The organism is Coleofasciculus sp. A1-SPW-01, assembly GCF_040217205.1.
Lineage (GTDB): Bacteria > Cyanobacteriota > Cyanobacteriia > Cyanobacteriales > Coleofasciculaceae > Coleofasciculus > Coleofasciculus chthonoplastes_A.
Genome location: NZ_JAVJNP010000015.1, coordinates 74935 through 91206 on the forward strand (window position 1 = coordinate 74935; position 16272 = coordinate 91206).

General features: G+C 44.4%; 7 protein-coding genes. 3 read left to right on the forward strand and 4 right to left on the reverse strand.

All coding sequences use genetic code 11. The features are described 5' to 3' along the window. The first annotated feature begins 43 nt into the window (after nt 1–43). Nucleotides 44–4204, forward strand: a complete 4161-nt coding sequence (locus RH949_RS02985) for a CHAT domain-containing protein (RefSeq protein ID WP_446351873.1) — start codon at nt 44–46, stop codon at nt 4202–4204. Nucleotides 4205–4515: 311 nt separating this feature from the next. Here RH949_RS02985 and RH949_RS02990 read toward each other — a convergent pair whose 3' ends face one another. The 4 genes from RH949_RS02990 to RH949_RS03005 all read right to left on the reverse strand — a co-directional run bounded on the left by RH949_RS02990 (nt 4516) and on the right by RH949_RS03005 (nt 9534). Then, nucleotides 4516–5298 carry a DUF928 domain-containing protein gene (locus RH949_RS02990; RefSeq protein ID WP_446351874.1) on the reverse strand — a complete coding sequence of 261 codons (783 nt, stop codon included), beginning with the start codon at nt 5296–5298 and terminating at the stop codon, nt 4516–4518. Next, the gene (locus RH949_RS02995; protein WP_446351875.1) at nt 5295–7970 is read right to left on the reverse strand and encodes a CHASE2 domain-containing protein; all 2676 of its coding nucleotides are present in this window, start codon (nt 7968–7970) and stop codon (nt 5295–5297) included. Before RH949_RS02995 ends, RH949_RS02990 begins: the two co-directional genes overlap by 4 nt. A 22-nt stretch (nt 7971–7992) precedes the next feature. Continuing rightward, nucleotides 7993–8367 carry a trypco2 family protein gene (locus tag RH949_RS03000; RefSeq protein WP_446351876.1) on the reverse strand — a complete coding sequence of 125 codons (375 nt, stop codon included), beginning with the start codon at nt 8365–8367 and terminating at the stop codon, nt 7993–7995. A gap of 120 nt (nt 8368–8487) precedes the next feature. Continuing rightward, nucleotides 8488–9534 (reverse strand): Fic family protein, encoded by a 1047-nt coding sequence (locus RH949_RS03005; RefSeq protein ID WP_044206199.1) that lies wholly within the window; start codon nt 9532–9534, stop codon nt 8488–8490. A gap of 295 nt (nt 9535–9829) precedes the next feature. Between RH949_RS03005 and RH949_RS03010 the strand changes: the two genes are divergently transcribed. Together RH949_RS03010 and RH949_RS03015 are read left to right on the forward strand one after the other, a co-directional pair. After that, nucleotides 9830–10909, forward strand: coding sequence for an SGNH/GDSL hydrolase family protein (locus tag RH949_RS03010; RefSeq protein ID WP_446351877.1), 1080 nt, complete (start codon nt 9830–9832; stop codon nt 10907–10909). 902 nt (nt 10910–11811) lie between these two features. Beyond that, nucleotides 11812–16248 (forward strand): response regulator, encoded by a 4437-nt coding sequence (locus tag RH949_RS03015; protein ID WP_446351878.1) that lies wholly within the window; start codon nt 11812–11814, stop codon nt 16246–16248. Nucleotides 16249–16272: the final 24 nt, after the last annotated feature.

Here is a 16272-nt window from a genome sequence, read left to right on the forward strand (position 1 = left end):
ATTCTGCCCAATGTAGGGGTGTAACCGTAGTACAGGTGTAGCGATGGCTGATCCAATCAAACACAACATTCTGTTGGAACGTTTACTCTCGGTTTCTGCCTACTACAGCCTAGCCTTGTCTGTTATCGTTCTGTGTCTGTCAAATTCGCTAGCAGTCGCTCGCGGAGCAGATACTGAAAAACTAAAAGCTGTGCCAGTGCCTACCACAGAATATTCTAAGCTAAAACAGACTAACTCCAGCTCCCTGGCACAAGCTTCTACAACCCCATCTCCACAACAACCATCTACTCCATCTAAACCGAGTGAATCAGAACCCGAAGTATTAATATTTGAGGTCATAGTCAGCGGGGTAGAAGGAACACTGGAAAATGAAGCTTATCAAGCTATTATTCATACCTTACCAGGACGTAATACAACCCGCTCTAAACTTCGAGAGGATGTCAATGCTATTTTTGCCACAGGCTGGTTTAAGTCTGTTGACGTAGCGCCGGAGGATACGCCGTTAGGGGTACGAGTAACTTTTATAGTAGAGCCGAACCCGGTACTGAGGATGGTACAGGTACAAGGAAATCAGGTTTTACCTGAACAAGTGATTGACAATATTTTCCAACAGCAATACGGTACTATCCTGAACAGGGTTCAATTGCGAGAAGGTATTCAGGAAATTAGTCAGTGGTATCAAGACAATGGTTATACTCAGCTTCAGGTGAGCATTAATGAAGAAATATCAGAAGATGGCACAGTTCTGTTGACGGTTTCAGAAGGAAAAATTAAGGATATTCAGGTTCGCTTTCTGGGCAAAAAGGGGGAAGTTAGAGATGAGCAAGGTCAACCTATTTCTGGTAAAATACCTATTTCAAAAATTTTACAGGTAATGGAATCGAAGCCTGGAGAGGTGTTCAGGCAAGATACCCTGACCAAAGATCTGCAAAGAATATTTGGTTTAGGTTTTTTTCAGGATGTTCGAGTTTCATTGGACTATGAACAAGACTCTAATCAAGTCTCTGTAGAGATAGATGTTATTGAGAAACCAGATGATAAATCTTTAGAAGAGTTAGGAATAACACCCGCCTTGCGACAACAAGCGCTCGCATCTGATGTAACTAGAGGGCTTGGTGGGATATACTTCGACTTGGAAGACTATCAGAAGGCACAAGCTAAGTTCCAAGAAGTGCTGCAAATCTACCGAGCGACTAAGGAACAATACAGACAAGCCAAAGCGCTCTCTAATCTTGGCCACGTCCACTATGCAGTAGAAGAGTATCCAGAGGCAATCCTTAAATATAAAGAAGCTTTGCAAATCTTCGAGTCTATAGAAAATCTGGTTGAGCAAGTCGCAGTTCTTTACAACCTGAGCCTCACCCATGAAGAACTGGGAGATTTATACGAGAATCAAGGAAATATGTCAGGTTCTCGAAAGGAGTATCAGTTAGCCATCGAGTCTTGCCGAAAGTCGCTATCACTCTTGCAAGAATTGAAGACTATACCTCCTGAATACGAAGCCTTGGCTTTTCTTTATAGTATTGGTAATATTTACCAAAAATTAAAAGATTATCAGCAAGCGCATGATACCTATCAGCAGGCACTTAGATTATTACAGAAAGCTGAGAAGCAATCCATTAAAGTGGGCTACCCATACGATATATTTGATTATGTGATATCTAGAGAAGAACGTGTTTTCGCCGTAAATTTAGTGAAAGGTATGATTTTTTTGAGTCTGGGTAATACGTATGAAAGTTCGGGCAATTACCAGCAAGCAATATATGCGTTTCATACTTCTTTATCGCTAATGCAATCCGCTAGACAGACTTATGAAGGACAAGAGTCTCCAGAATTTTCTAAAAATGACAGGGCTGGTTTACTATTTTTCGAGAGTTTGGCAGCAGGTTTACTTGGTGAAACCTACGCAAATTTAGGAGAACCTCAATTAGCACAAAAGTACGGTGAAGAAGCACTGAAACTAGCATCAAAAATTGGAGTAAATGCTTTAGAAAATTTTACTCGTAACTTCTTCATGTTTTCCTCATCTGACCCAAACTTGGATGAAGTTGAATCGATTCGACAATCACGTTCATTCTGGACATATTTTGGAACTCAAGGAGAAACACTTTATCTGATTTCTCTTGCTGGTAGACTGGCTGGCTCTGAAGAACTGAATGATAAGCAACAGGCACTTGATTTGTATAATAAAGCACTTTCTCAAATCCCAGAAGATAACGAGGGATTACGAGCTAATACACTCAATTCCGTTGGTCAATTACTTATAAATATAGGGAATCACCAAGAAGCAATCCACTTACATCAGCAAGCTTTAAACTTATGGCAAAACCTCAAGAATCGCAGTAGAGAAGCGGCAACACTTTCGCTGCTAGGGAATGCATTCTCTAACCTAAAACAGTATGACAAAGCTTTTGATTTCTATAATCAAGCATTGCAAATACAGCAAGAATTGTCGGATGGTTCAGGAGAAGCTTACACTCGTTATAATATTGCATCTCTTGAACGCAGTCGGGGAAATTTCATCCTAGCTCGGAATGAAATAGAAGCCACCATTAAACTTGTCGAATCAAAGCCAACAGAAACTGAAACTGGTGTACGTTTTGGAATTGAATCTTCATTTTCAGTTGAAGATTTAACAACCTCTGACCCTGTTCAGTCGCCAGCTACAAGCTACACGGAAAATATTGAGCCTCAACCCCTTGATCTCAACAGTAGTGACTATGGGTCATATCTAAACCTAGCTTCCTACCTTGAGAATAAACACACATATTATGAGTTCTACATTGACTTGTTGATGCAACAACATCAGAAGCATCCAGAGCGGGGATACGATAGAGAAGCTCTGGAACTCAGTGAACGCTCTCGCGGACGCAGTCTTCAAACCTTTCTTAATGTAGCAACAATCAACAATGAAACTCAGGCTCAAACGCCTGCTGAAAAAAACCCTGTGGCGTTAAATCAGCCCCTGAAACTTGTAGACATTCAACAGTTACTTGATCAGGATACGTTACTGCTAGAGTATTTTCTGGGTAAGGAACGTAGCTACTTGTGGGTTGTATCTAAAGATGAGCAATCAAATACTAGCAGCATCAAGAGTTATGTGCTACCTAAAAGCAAAAATATTGAGCAAGTAGCACGGCGTTTCAATAACTTCTTGACTGTACCTAGCTTGCGAGTTAGACCGAATAAAACCGCCCAAGCTGGGATAGAACTCAGTGAGATGATTCTCGCTCCCGCTCGTGAGCAACTGAAACAACAGCGTTTGTTAATTGCAGCCGATGGCATTCTCCAATACATCCCCTTTAGTGCTTTACCAATTCCCCAGGCTGATCAGACAGTAGATCCTGAAAATATTGCGGCTTCAACTCAACCCTTGCTGGTAAATCATGAAGTTGTCAATCTCCCCTCCGCATCAGTTCTGGCTCTGATTCGCCAACGTCAAGGAACTCGTCACCCTGCGCCTCGAGAATTAGCGGTATTTGCTGACCCCGTTTTCGATCTGGAGGACAAGCGATTGGTGATAAACTCTAATCAGATGGCTCCACAATTTCAGCTATTTTCTTCAGCACTAACGGCGTCAACGGGAACCCATTCAAATCCTAACCTTCCTGGTATTATTCAACTCTACCCGCGATTACCAGGAACCCGTGAATCGGCAGAACGGATTCTGGCTTTTGTTCCCGAATCGGAGCGACAACAACTGTTTGATTTCGATGCCAACCTGGAAAATGCTACCAGTCCAGAATTGCAGCAGTATAACATTGTTCATTTTGAAACCCACGGTATTCTAGATAGTCAGAATCCTGAAAAGTCTGGTGTGGTTTTGTCGGGAGTTAATCGAGAGGGTGAATTGCAAATGGGATTGCTTTCCCCTAGACTGGTGTTCAATCTACAGTTACCTGCCGAGCTGATTGTTTTGAGCGGTTGTCGTACTGGCTTAGGTAAACAAGTCAAGGGAGAAGGGTTGGTTGGTTTAACCAGCAGCTTCATGTATGCGGGAGCGGAGCGGGTAGTTGTGAGTCTGTGGAGCGTTGAAGATCGGGCAACCTCAGAACTAATGACTCGGTTCTATCAAGGTATATTTCAGGAGCAGCTTCCAGTTGCCAAAGCACTGAGAAAAGCTCAACTTTCTATGTTACAAGATCCCCAATGGCAACTTCCTTACTACTGGGCAGCTTTTACGCTACAAGGAGAGTGGAATTGATACCGAGTTGCGCTCTTTCCGTAGTAGAGAGGAAGATCAGGGACGTAGGGGCGGGTTTTACAGATAACATTTTGCCACATACTGATAAGCTGTCATGCATTTAAATTGGGTATTAGTAGCGAGCAAGATGCTCGCACTACACTGCTTTCGCCATTATTGACATTAAGGTTTAAATGCCGAACAGCTTAACTTGACTAAACCCGCCCTTCTAGTACCAATAATTTTGATAATTTTAGAAGAAGGGTTCTGCTTAATTGGCATTTTGGCTAGTAATTTATCATAGTTAGTCTGAAAGAGCCATTTTGTCCAGATTAATTGGGTAGAGAATAGGTAGTCCAAGACGGTGAAATAGTCTCAGGTAAGCCAATAGTTTGCAATAAATCCTGCCAGTCATCCTGTAGCTCCTGCTGCTGAGGATGGGTGCGTTGAAGCTGAGCTAAAAGGGTGAGTGTTTCATACCACAATCCTTGATCGGCATAGACAAAGAGCAAGGCTTTATCGGTGGCTGTTTGTAACTGATTACTCAAGGCAAGATTGACAGGAACTCGCTCGATCCAACCGTTAACCGTTGCATCAGCCGAGCGATTAGCTGGGTTACAAATTACAGAAAACACCCAACGGTACTGCTCACCTTCTTTTAGCGGTGGTATCGTTTGGGGCAGTTGCAGGCTGACGATTCCTGATGGTTGGGTCAAGGGAAACGTCGTAGCATAGACATCATCCTCATTTTCATCAATCAAAACAAACTCAGCATTACGCTGGGATCGGGGAAAATAGGGAACATAAAACCAAAAGGACGGACGTTCAGAAATAGTTGGCTCGACAAAGGGTATTCCAGCATCAGTCGCCGGAACCAAAGCGGTTAGAGGTTGATCAACATTAGGACAGCGATCGCGCACGGCTCCGCCTCGGTGACGTCCCGTTGGGGTTCCTCCAGAACGAGTACCCAAGAAAAACCGTTTGATTTTGGCAATCAACCCTGAGCGACGCTGTGATTGTGCTTGAGTCGGTGGAATAAAAACCAGTAGGTTAGTCAGGATGGAGACTAAGACTAAAGGGAGAATTACCTTAGTCGCTAACTTCAGTTTCGTCATGATTGGTGAGGTAGACGTGCGGTGCGATCGCGGGATAGGAAAGCCATATATTTGACGATTCCACTGGTACCGACTAAAGCCAGTGCCGATGGAATCAATGGTATCCAAAGATTACCAACTGTTAAACTGATCAAGCAAGTCAAATATAATACGAGAACTCCGCCGCCTGTGGCGATTCCCAAGTGCTTGGGCGATCGCATATAGCCTGCCAAAATACCGCCGACGAAAGACCAGCCGCCAATCCAGAGAATTTCTATATACTGTGACCAGACTTGTAAGAGAGGTCGGCTATCGAGTACAGCACTGAGAATTTGACTGATCATCTGAGCATGTACGATGATGCCAGGAATCGTACCATAGGGTGTAGACCAATTATCGTGAATCCCTTGAGTCGCCGTTACACCAATCAAAACAATTTTGTCATGCACATCTTCTGGATCAAATTGATTATTTAAAACTTGTTCCAGGGTCAAGCGTTTAGCCACATTTGCTGCTCCAGAACCCGTAGCACGGTAATTCAGCAACACTTGAAAACCATCAGCATTCACATCCTGATAACCGCCAGTAAAGGGTTGTAGTTTTTGGAAGAGGATACCACCCAGTTGCAGATTCTTCCCCGATCGGAACGGATTGTGATACTCGCTGTTTTTTCCCGGCTCTAATTGCAAATAACGATGTGCCAGCAACAAGCTAAACGAGCGTTCTGTCCGACAAGCCGAACCGGGTAAGGGTTCTAAAGCCATAAGATGCCGACGCACGGTATTGTCAATGTCTACGACAAAATCGCTGAAACCAATACGTTCTGGTGCTAATTCCTTGGGTGGATCAATACCCGGTGCAATTTTTTTACCGTGCTGGTCGGTTTCAGGTACTTTACAGACTGCATAAAAGTGGTTTTGTCCCATATTTTCCACTAACCCTGGCACAGTGGGATCAGCAGGAAAGTCACGATATAAATCCAAACCAATTAATCGAGGTTTATGCGGCTCTAGCCTGTCCAGAAGGCGGTTGAGCGACGGATCTGCCAACGTTCCTTGTCCTTTCTCCTGACGACTATTTTGCGCCAGAATATCATTGTCAGTAATTTCGACAATTAACAAGCGTGAATCCACACCTTCATCCCCTCGGAGTTGCATCAGGTGGTCAAACGCTTTTAATTCCAACCATTCCAACTGACCAAAAAAGCGTAACCCAATCAACGTACCCGTTACCATTAGACTGATTGTTAGTATAGTCCGGAGACTCAAACCACTGAGCCAGACTGGGTGAACTGGTTTAACTAACCCTGGTAATGGTGGTGTTGGCAACGGAGGTGGTGCAACCAACTGATCCACCGGATTAGATGTTAACGCGATCGGCGAAGCGATAGTATTGGACGCAGCAAATAGCTGTCCACCTTGATTATCTTGCCAGCGCAAGTAGAGAACCGGACGATACCACTGATTGCCTTCAGCCCCCATTGCTTCTCGTCCCTGACTTACCGCTATTGCCAGAGAGTTTTTCTGTCCCAGAGAGCGATAAAACTGCTCGGCAAACTTGGTTGCACTCTGAACACTAACGGAATACTGCATGGCTACCACCGCAGGTATCCGGTGACCGATCAAATTTTGAGCTGTGCCATTAAATACAGAGTCTCCGGCGACTGCCATTCCAGATTGACAAGCACTGAGTACCGTTAAGGCTACCCTTGAAGATTGGCGATCGCTATCTGTAAAGCTTGACAGATGCAACATCGCGCCCAGTTCTTTGGCACTAACATAATCGGGTTGACCCTGCTCATCCTCAAAAACCATGTACCCTTGGGCTTCAGGTAAGGCTGTATTGCACACTCGGCATCGATCAGCTTTGATTCCTTTATGGATCGTGCCACACTGCTCATTTAGACAACGTTTACCAAATAGACCATGACCATCAAAATGTAATACATGAGGAGCTTCTGCTCCCCGATGTTCGGTTAAATAGGCTCGTAGCTGATTCTGGGTAGCACGTTCGAGTTTAAACAGGCGAATATGTCCTGTTTGTTGGGCATTCTGGAGTCCCTGATAAATGGCTTGCTGTTCTTGGGTAGAAAGTTGTTTCAATCCTTCGTCAGGATCGAAAGCAGCCGATGAAACCAGCAAGACATTCATTTGTTCAACTGGCGGTAAATTAGGCGGAACGGTGTCATGGGCAATATAGCGAGAAAACGTAACCTGGTAATGGGCTAAAAATCGTTGCCCGTCATGGATCAATTCCCAGGGATAATCTGCCAGCCTCAAGCGCTGCACCGAATCTGCTTCAAACTTAAACTGGATATGCAGTTGGGTATTTTTGCCCTCAGCAACCCGCAGGGCTGACTGCAATGCCTTCTCTACTTTACTACCAGGAGGAAAAAGTGCCTGGTAGAGCGATCGCCCAATCGTTTTGAGCCTATGGGGGTCAAAAGCAGAGCGATCGCTCGTCAGGATTCCCACTTTAACCATCCAATCCTGTTCTCCCAGCTTGGGGAAATTTTTAGGATTGAAGCTGGTAGATTCCAGAGTCTTGATCAGGGTAGTTCGCCAGTCGTTTTCTCCCTCAAAAAAGGGTAGGGATGACTCGGTTTCCCCTTCACTAGCAGGAGATTGAGTCACGATCGCTCTAAATCGAGTGGGATGCTGGTTGGGAGACAGATATAGCTCAAAGAGTTCCACGGGTTTGCTTGGTCACCCCTACTTAGAATTGGTCACCTAGAGTACTACCATCATCGATATTTTTAGTAAGAGCTTCAATACTCTTATCCACAAACTCCTGCATTCGCTCTGGGTGACGTTTTCGGTAGAGTCCTAGCAATGTCTCCTTATTCACAAGGGGAGAGAGCGTAACCTTCACCTTCTGCACATCATCCCGACTACCTCCCCCTGCTAATTCCAGGACGTAGATTTTCACCCCACTCTTTCCTTCCTTCTTCACCATCACCTGTAGCTCGAGTTCAACGGAATCGACGCTCATAAATGGGATATCTGTCTCCTGATCAGGGGAGGTTGCAAGCAGTTCTCGCTTAACTTGCTCAATTAGTTCTGCTAGTCCAATGAGATTATCTTCTGACATCGGTTAAAATTTGCTATAAAAAGTCAAACTGCATTCAGTCGGGGCGGGTTTAGTTACATCTGGGTTAGGTAAAAAACGATAATGGTAAAACCCGCCCCTACAGAGAACTGTACCTTGTACCTATTGCTTCTGCCAACGCGCATCCACCCCACGCCCCTGACAAGTCAAACGTCCAGCATCCCGCTCCCGACGCAAGATACGACGAATCAAATCAATCCCCACCGTTGGACATCGCTCCTGCAACTCTCGAATCGAAAATTCTTTGGGCAGATTGTTAATCACATCCAACACCATTGCCGTTTTCGTTCCCCTCGTAGACGTAACCACCCCTACCCTTGTCTCAAACTCCCGATACGCCGACAGCACCATCACTCCCAAAAAATATTCCCACCATGGTAATAAGTTATGCTGTCCTTCATGCCAATCTTGGGAAGACTGGTATAGCGTATCATAGTAACTTTCCTTCGTTCTCTCGACAATCCGCTCTAAGCTAATAAATCGCCCCACCTCATAACCCGCTTTATAAAGCAGCAATAGGGTAATCAACCTTGCCATTCGCCCATTCCCATCTAAAAACGGGTGAATGCACAAAAAATCTAGGATATAGGTAGGAATGAGTAATAACGGTTCGATCGCACCCGAGTGCCAACAGCGATTAAACTGCTCATGCAAACGTTCCATGGCTTCAGGTGTGGCATAAGCTGGAATGGGTCGAAACCGCACCACTTTAGTTCCATCCGGATAGGTAGCACTAATTTCGTTATCTACCGTTTTCCAGCGCCCACCTGTATTGACCGCAAACTGGTAAAGGTCACGATGAAATTGTAAAACAATATTAGGCGTAAAAGGGATATGGGCATAGCTCGTGTGAATCGTCGTTAGAACATCCCGATACCCAGCAATTTCCTGTTCCGAGCGATCTCGTGGCGTTGTTTTTTCCGTCACCAGTTTCTTAATCCGCTCCAACGGTACCGTAATCCCTTCAATCCGGTTAGAAGACTCTGTACTCTGAATAACCGCTGCTTGGCGCAGCGTTTCCAGAACTTGGGGCGCTTGTTCTTTGAATAACTCTTGCTTTCCCTTATACTCTCCAATCAGGCGAATCGTTTGCAGCAGTCCTTGGTTAATGGGTTGCTGCTCAATCAACCCCTGTTCAAATGATTTCATTGCCAGTCTTTATTGCCTTATTAAGTTTGAGAAACCGCCAAGCTTTCCCAAAGAGTATCATTGCAGTGCTGATACCTGCTCCCTGTTCCCTCAGAACCCTTTTGACTTGTGTTTCCTGCCTTCTGCTATCACTGCTATTGACCTACCTGTTTCATTAGAACACAATTAATGAGTCTTTACACTAATAAATATTTACAAAAAATAATAAGATAAAGATTCAATACAACTTATTCTTTAGATGATCATTTTATGTAAATTCGGTATATAAGAGTCGTGACAGGAGTGTGAAATTAAAATGATGAAAATTACCGCAATAGCTACAGGATTTTCCCTTTTATCTTTATTGTACCCGCTAAGTGCTGAGGCAATCCAATTCAATCAGATTTATGTGTTTAGCGATAGCTCCGCTGATCCCGGCAATGTCTTCAATGTGACTTCAGCCGCCAACTCGTCAGGTTTACCCGTACCGATTACCCCTAGTCCACCTTACTTTGAAGGACGTTTTTCTAATGGCTACAACTGGATAGACATTCTCACATCGGAATTGGGAGTTGATTTGATTCCATCGACTGAATTAACGGTGGGAGAACCAATCATTCCATCAATCCCACCAGCGGTCAATTTTAATTTCGGTGGTGCTACCGCAACTAATAGCGTTAACTTTGCCTTTGGTGGCGCTCAGACAGGATTGGGTAATGTCTTTCCTGAGTTAGGCGTAGGAGTTCTCACCGAGATTAACGGTTTTATTAATGACCTGAATGTTGCTCAAACATCGGCTAATCCTGACGCCCTTTATATTGTATGGGCAGGTAATAATGATTATAGTAAGGGTGGGCTTCGCGATAGTACTGAACCCATCAACAATTTATTTACTGGGGTGACGGCTTTAGCGGACGCTGGCGCTCGTAATTTCTTCATTCCTAACTTGCCCGATTTGGGCAAAACGCCCCGAGCGATTATACAGGGAGAAGCAGCGGAACTCACCCAAGTGAGTGCGGAACATAACGCGGGTTTAACGACAATGTTCGATGATTTGCGTCTCACCTATGATGATATAAACATCATACCGTTTGATCTGGCGTCTCTGTTTCAAGAGGTTATCACCCAGCCTGATGAATTTGGTTTTACCAATGTGACTGAGCCTTGCTTAACTGAATTGGGTGTATGTTCTAACCCCGATGAGTACTTATTCTGGGATGACATCCATCCAACGGCTCAAGGTCATGCTTTATGGGGAGACTATGCATACGCTGCGCTCCAGGATGCTGGCGTAGAACCTAAATCCGTTCCAGAACCCGCGTTTTCTATCCCACTACTATTAATGGGGATAGGTTTTTTGCTGCAATCAACTGTTCGTTATCGCAATTCTCTATGAAGGAGAGCGCTGACTTAAGCCTAGAACTAAAGTTCTGGCTCAAAGCTTAAACCCGTTAAAACGGGTTTAAAGAGTTAGCCAGTAAGTTCCATTCTTACTTGAACCTAAAGATAAGACATTTATTTACTGGTCTGCGAATTTGCAATATTTCGCTTAAGTCAGCACTATTCCAGTTAGGATAATTAGCTTAACTACTGATGGAAGCAGAATCTGAAATCAGACCCTACAGGTCGGCACATTTTCCCATTATGAAATAAGCCTAAGGGAAAACTACCGCATCTGTCAATCCCTCCAATAGGATTATTTTCCTCCAACCCGCTTTTGAGACAATATATATAGTACGCTGTCGCCTCAATTCTACGTTCCCCGAATCGGTTCAATAAAAGCGCGATCGCATCCGTCTCTTTGCTGGCTTGAGGCTTATTTTTACCAATACAATACTTTCGCTCAAAGTTTGAACAATTAGCCTGATTCCTGATCCGAGCAGAATCGTAAATTAGACCCTATAGGTCGGCACATTTTCCCATTATGAAGTAACTATACAATACAACTACGGTATTTGTCAATCCCTCAAATCCTTACTTTTTTCTGTTCCCTGTTGCCTCATCTCAACCGTTAACTTTAATGAAAGTCCGACTACTTACCCTAATCTTGTCGCTAAACCCGCCTCGACCCAAAGACAATAATTTTAATCGGCACAAATAAAAATTCACCCATCCTTTACTTAATTTTTATTCAAAAATTTTCCTCTTTTCGTCTGCATCTGTGTCGGCTACAGTATAAGAGAACGTCCCATTCAGGTGACATTAATCTTCTGCCAAAAGTTTGTCAGACTGTGTTACCTGATGATCCGGAATGTTCTGATAAATATCCGAAGGATAAAATAGTGACGGGAGACGGCTATGAAACTGAAGACCAAATTTATCTCAGGCTTTCTAGGGGTGGCATCGCTGGTCGCTGTTTTGGGAATTATTACAATTCAAACAAAGAAAAATGTTGATGATAATTTTAATCGAATTACCGAGGGTACAACCCGTCAACTGGTGGCATTAAATCAGATTAAGGCAGCCTCCTTACGGTTAACCAATAAAGCCTATAGTTATGCTGTGATCGAAGGAAAATCGACCACCACCTCGCCAACATCTCAAGACGAAGAACCGGAAAAACAAGCCAAAGTTGACTTCCAACAATCGGTTGCAGCTCTGGATCAGTATTTAGCCGAATTTCAGTCCTTTGCCAATAACCCTCAAGCTCAAAGCTTTTATCGGGAATTGAAAGTTAGTAAGCTGCTATTGGCAGAAATCAGCCAGGAAATTTTAGCCTTAGATGACACCAACTTCCGACGCACTGATATTTTGGCAAAACGGCAAGCGTTAGAGAATGCGGAAGACCAATTTTTAGCCGTTGTTGATCAAGCCATTACCTTTCATACGAATACTCTAGAAGAAGAAAATCAAACCGCAAATCGCAGTTCAACCTACTCACTGATTATTAACCTCACAGCAATTACTGGAGTTGTTGCCGTATCAATTATTTTCGGGATCGTTTTAGCCGATCGCGTGACCAAGCCGATTGTTAAACTCAAAGAAGCTGCCGCAAAAATTGGTGCAGGGGACTTCGATACCTATGTTGAGGTACAAACCAAGGACGAGCTAAGTGTCTTAGCCGATACCTTTAACCAGATGAGTAAACAGCTCCAAGAAACGACGGTATCTAAATCCTATCTCGATAATATTATCAGTTCGTTGAGTGATGGACTCATTGTCCTGAATAAAAATATTAGAGTTGAAAGCTTTAATGAAGCCACATTATTTTTATCCGGATATTCTCCCAAAGAACTGCGCGACCAACCCTTAGAGCGTTTCTTTAAAGAAGATAATTTTTTAGCTCATTTACAGGCAAATGATTCTCAACAAAGTGGCTTTCTGGGTCGATACGAAACCACCTTCTTTACGAAAACAGGTACTTCTGTTCCCGTATCTGTTACCGCCTCAGTGATGAAAAATTCATCCGACAGGATTCAGGGAATTGTTTGTTTAGTCCAAGACATTTCGGCTCGCAAACGGGCAGATGAGGCATTGCGCCGTCAAGCGTTAATGTTTGAAACCATTTATGATGGTGTTATTGTCACCGATTTGAATGGTCATATCCTGGACTGGAACCCAGCAGCAGAACGTATTTTTGGCTATGAAAAAACCGAAGTATTAGGTCAAACCTGTGGCATGGTTTATCAACCCGATGAAGCCACCGCCCTAACGCAACAAATGCTGGATAGTTTACTCCATGAAGGACGCTGGACACGGGAGATTGAATTTATCCGAAAAGATGGCAATAAAGGGGTTTGCGAAACCGTGGTTGTGCCGTTGCGGGATGACCTAGGTAGACCCATCGCCGCGATTGGGGTGAACCGGGATGTGACTGAACGAAAAGAGTATGAAAATAAACTGGTAGAAGCGCGAGAAGCCGCCGTCGAAGCCGCCCGGGCAAAAGCTCAATTCTTAGCAAATATGAGCCATGAAATCCGCACGCCAATGAATGGCGTGTTGGGAATGAGTGAATTACTGTTAACCACGGATCTTAATCCCCGCCAACTGGATTTTGTCAAAACCTTGCAAGTCAGTGGTGAACATTTACTGGGCGTAATTAATGATATTCTCGACTTCTCCAAACTCGAAGCCGGAGAAATGCGCCTCGATGTTGATGAGTTGAACATTAATCGGTCGTTGGAAGATGTCTTAGATTTGTGTTCTCCCCAAGCCGAAGCCAAGGATTTAGAATTAGCGCTGTTAGTCGATACGGATGTACCGCGACGACTGATGGGAGATGTGGGGCGATTGCGTCAAATTTGTACCAATTTGGTGAGTAATTCGATTAAATTTACCGAGTCCGGTGAAGTGGTGATTCGGGTGTCAGTTCACCAAGAGTTAGAGGAGCAGGACAAGCTTCAACTACGATTTGCTGTGCGGGATACAGGGATTGGTATTAACCCAGAGGATAAAAGTAAACTCTTCCAAGCCTTCTCTCAAGTCGATTCCTCGACCACCCGCAAATATGGAGGAACAGGTTTAGGTTTAGCGATTTGTAAGCAACTGGTAGAAATGATGGGGGGTGAGATTGGCGTCGAGAGTCAACTGGGTGTGGGTTCGACGTTCTGGTTTACAATTACCTTTGGTAAAGTACCGGTGGGTACTGAGGAGAATGAGAGCGATCGCATATTTAGCAATTTACCCATTTCCCCCGAATCCCTGCAAGGAAAACGGGTATTAATCGTCGATGACCGCCCGATTAATCGCCAAATTGTCAAGTATCAGTTAGAAGCCAGGGGTATGGAAGTCGATGAAGCTGATAATGGTATTATTGCCCTCAATGCCATGCAAGCCTCTGCCGAAGCGGGTAAACCCTATGATGTGGCGCTACTGGATATGAAAATGCCCAAAATCGATGGGTCAACCCTAGGACGGTTGATTCTGGCTGAACCGGATTGGGCAAAAACCAAGTTAGTCCTAATGACCTCGATGCACGCCGGGGATTCCGCCCAACCCTTGCTGAAAAGCGGGTTTGCCGATTATTTAGTTAAACCCGTAAAAGAATCTCAATTGCTGGAATCGTTACAGAAAATCCTGGCGGCTGAGATTCCCGCCACCCTGTTCAGTACCCAATCGGCTATCCCTGACCCCTCTCAACCCGCACCCCAATCCACTTGTCTAAAAATTCTCTTGGTGGAAGATACGCCGATTAACCTGAAATTGGTACGCCATCAGGTGCAACTCTTGGGTCATGAATCAGAGTCGGCAGAAAATGGTCAAGAAGCCCTTGACAAAATCGCAAAAAATGACTACGACATCGTGTTAATGGATTGTCAGATGCCCGTAATGGATGGCTACCAAGCAGTCCGAACCTTACGGGAGCGAGAAGGCACAGACCGCCATACTATCGTGATTGGCATGACTGCTTACGCCATGCAAGGCGATCGCGAAAAATGTCTAGCTGCAGGAATGGATGACTATCTGAGTAAGCCAGTCATGGTGAAAAACTTAGCACCCGTATTAGAACGATGGTCATCCGTGGTCAAAGGCGTCTCTCCCAAACCCGAACGTCCCTCTCCGGCTCAATCCACGAGTAGTCTACTCTCTAATGTCGTGGACTGGAAGCGTCTCAAAGAAATCTCCGAAGGTGATCCTGCCTTTCAACTAGAGTTAGTCCAAGGCTTTATTAAAGAAGGCGCAAGTTTTATTAACCAAGCAAAACAGGCATTAGCTGATAAAGACTGGGTTATGGTTACCAATAAAGCCCACCAACTCAAAGGTGCCAGTTCCTCCGTCGCCGTGCAAACCATGCCCGATGTGGCGGAACAACTGCGACATGAGGCGAGAACAAAAAATGCCGAGAGTAGCGCTAAACTAATTGGAGAGTTAGAGAAACTCCTTGAGCAACTAAAAGGACATATCGACCTAAATACCACCTCCCTAAAAGAGGAACTACCCAGCAAAGGATGGGATTTTCAACAAGAGGTTGCTGAGTTGGCAGCAAAGACATCGAAATTGAAAGGGGAAACAGAACCAAAGCAGTCGCTAACTCTTTTGTTAGTGGAAGATACGCCAATTAACCTGAAATTAGTCCAGCATCAAGTCCGCCTCCTGGGTCATCAGTGGGATTCTGCGGAAAATGGTGAAAAAGCCCTGGAAAAATTGGCAGAGAATGACTATGACATTGTGTTAATGGATTGTCAAATGCCGGTGATGGATGGCTATAAAGCCACGCAAACTTTACGGCAACGAGAAGGTACAAACCACCATACGATTGTAATTGGTATGACCGCTTATGCCATGCCAGGGGATCGCGATAAATGTATCGCGGCGGGAATGGATGACTATCTGAGTAAACCAGTAATGGTGAAAGAACTGAAAGTCATGTTACAGCGATGGTCATTAGTGGTCAAGGAAAATAAGGCGAAATCTAGCAAACAGATAGATAGCCAAAATACGGCTGAAACGACTACAGATCCCGTGGATTGGAGTGCATTATCAGAAATTTCTGGCGGTGATCCAGAGTTTCAGTTGGAATTAGTCAAAGGATTTATTAATGATGGGTCAACGTTTCTCTCCCAAGTCCAGCAAGCATTGGCGGATAAAGACTGGGTAATTTTGGCAAACAAAGCACATCAACTTAAGGGTTCTAGTGCGTCTGTGGCGGTGGAATCGATGTCAGATTTAGCATGTCAACTCAATGATCACGCCCACCAGGAAAATCTAGAAGAGGCAAAGAAATTAGTGAGTCAGATGGAGGAAATTATGGCGCAGGTTAAGGCATCGGTGGAGAATAAAACAGCGGCGGGATAGGAAAAGTTTGAGTTTATATGCACT

Coding starts and splice junctions, on each gene's coding strand:
- RH949_RS02985 (WP_446351873.1), top strand. CDS start 44: ATGGCTGATCCAATCAAACACAACATTCTGTTGGAACGTTTACTCTCG.
- RH949_RS02990 (WP_446351874.1), bottom strand. CDS start 5,298: ATGACGAAACTGAAGTTAGCGACTAAGGTAATTCTCCCTTTAGTCTTA.
- RH949_RS03000 (WP_446351876.1), bottom strand. CDS start 8,367: ATGTCAGAAGATAATCTCATTGGACTAGCAGAACTAATTGAGCAAGTT.
- RH949_RS03005 (WP_044206199.1), bottom strand. CDS start 9,534: ATGAAATCATTTGAACAGGGGTTGATTGAGCAGCAACCCATTAACCAA.
- RH949_RS03010 (WP_446351877.1), top strand. CDS start 9,830: ATGATGAAAATTACCGCAATAGCTACAGGATTTTCCCTTTTATCTTTA.
- RH949_RS03015 (WP_446351878.1), top strand. CDS start 11,812: ATGAAACTGAAGACCAAATTTATCTCAGGCTTTCTAGGGGTGGCATCG.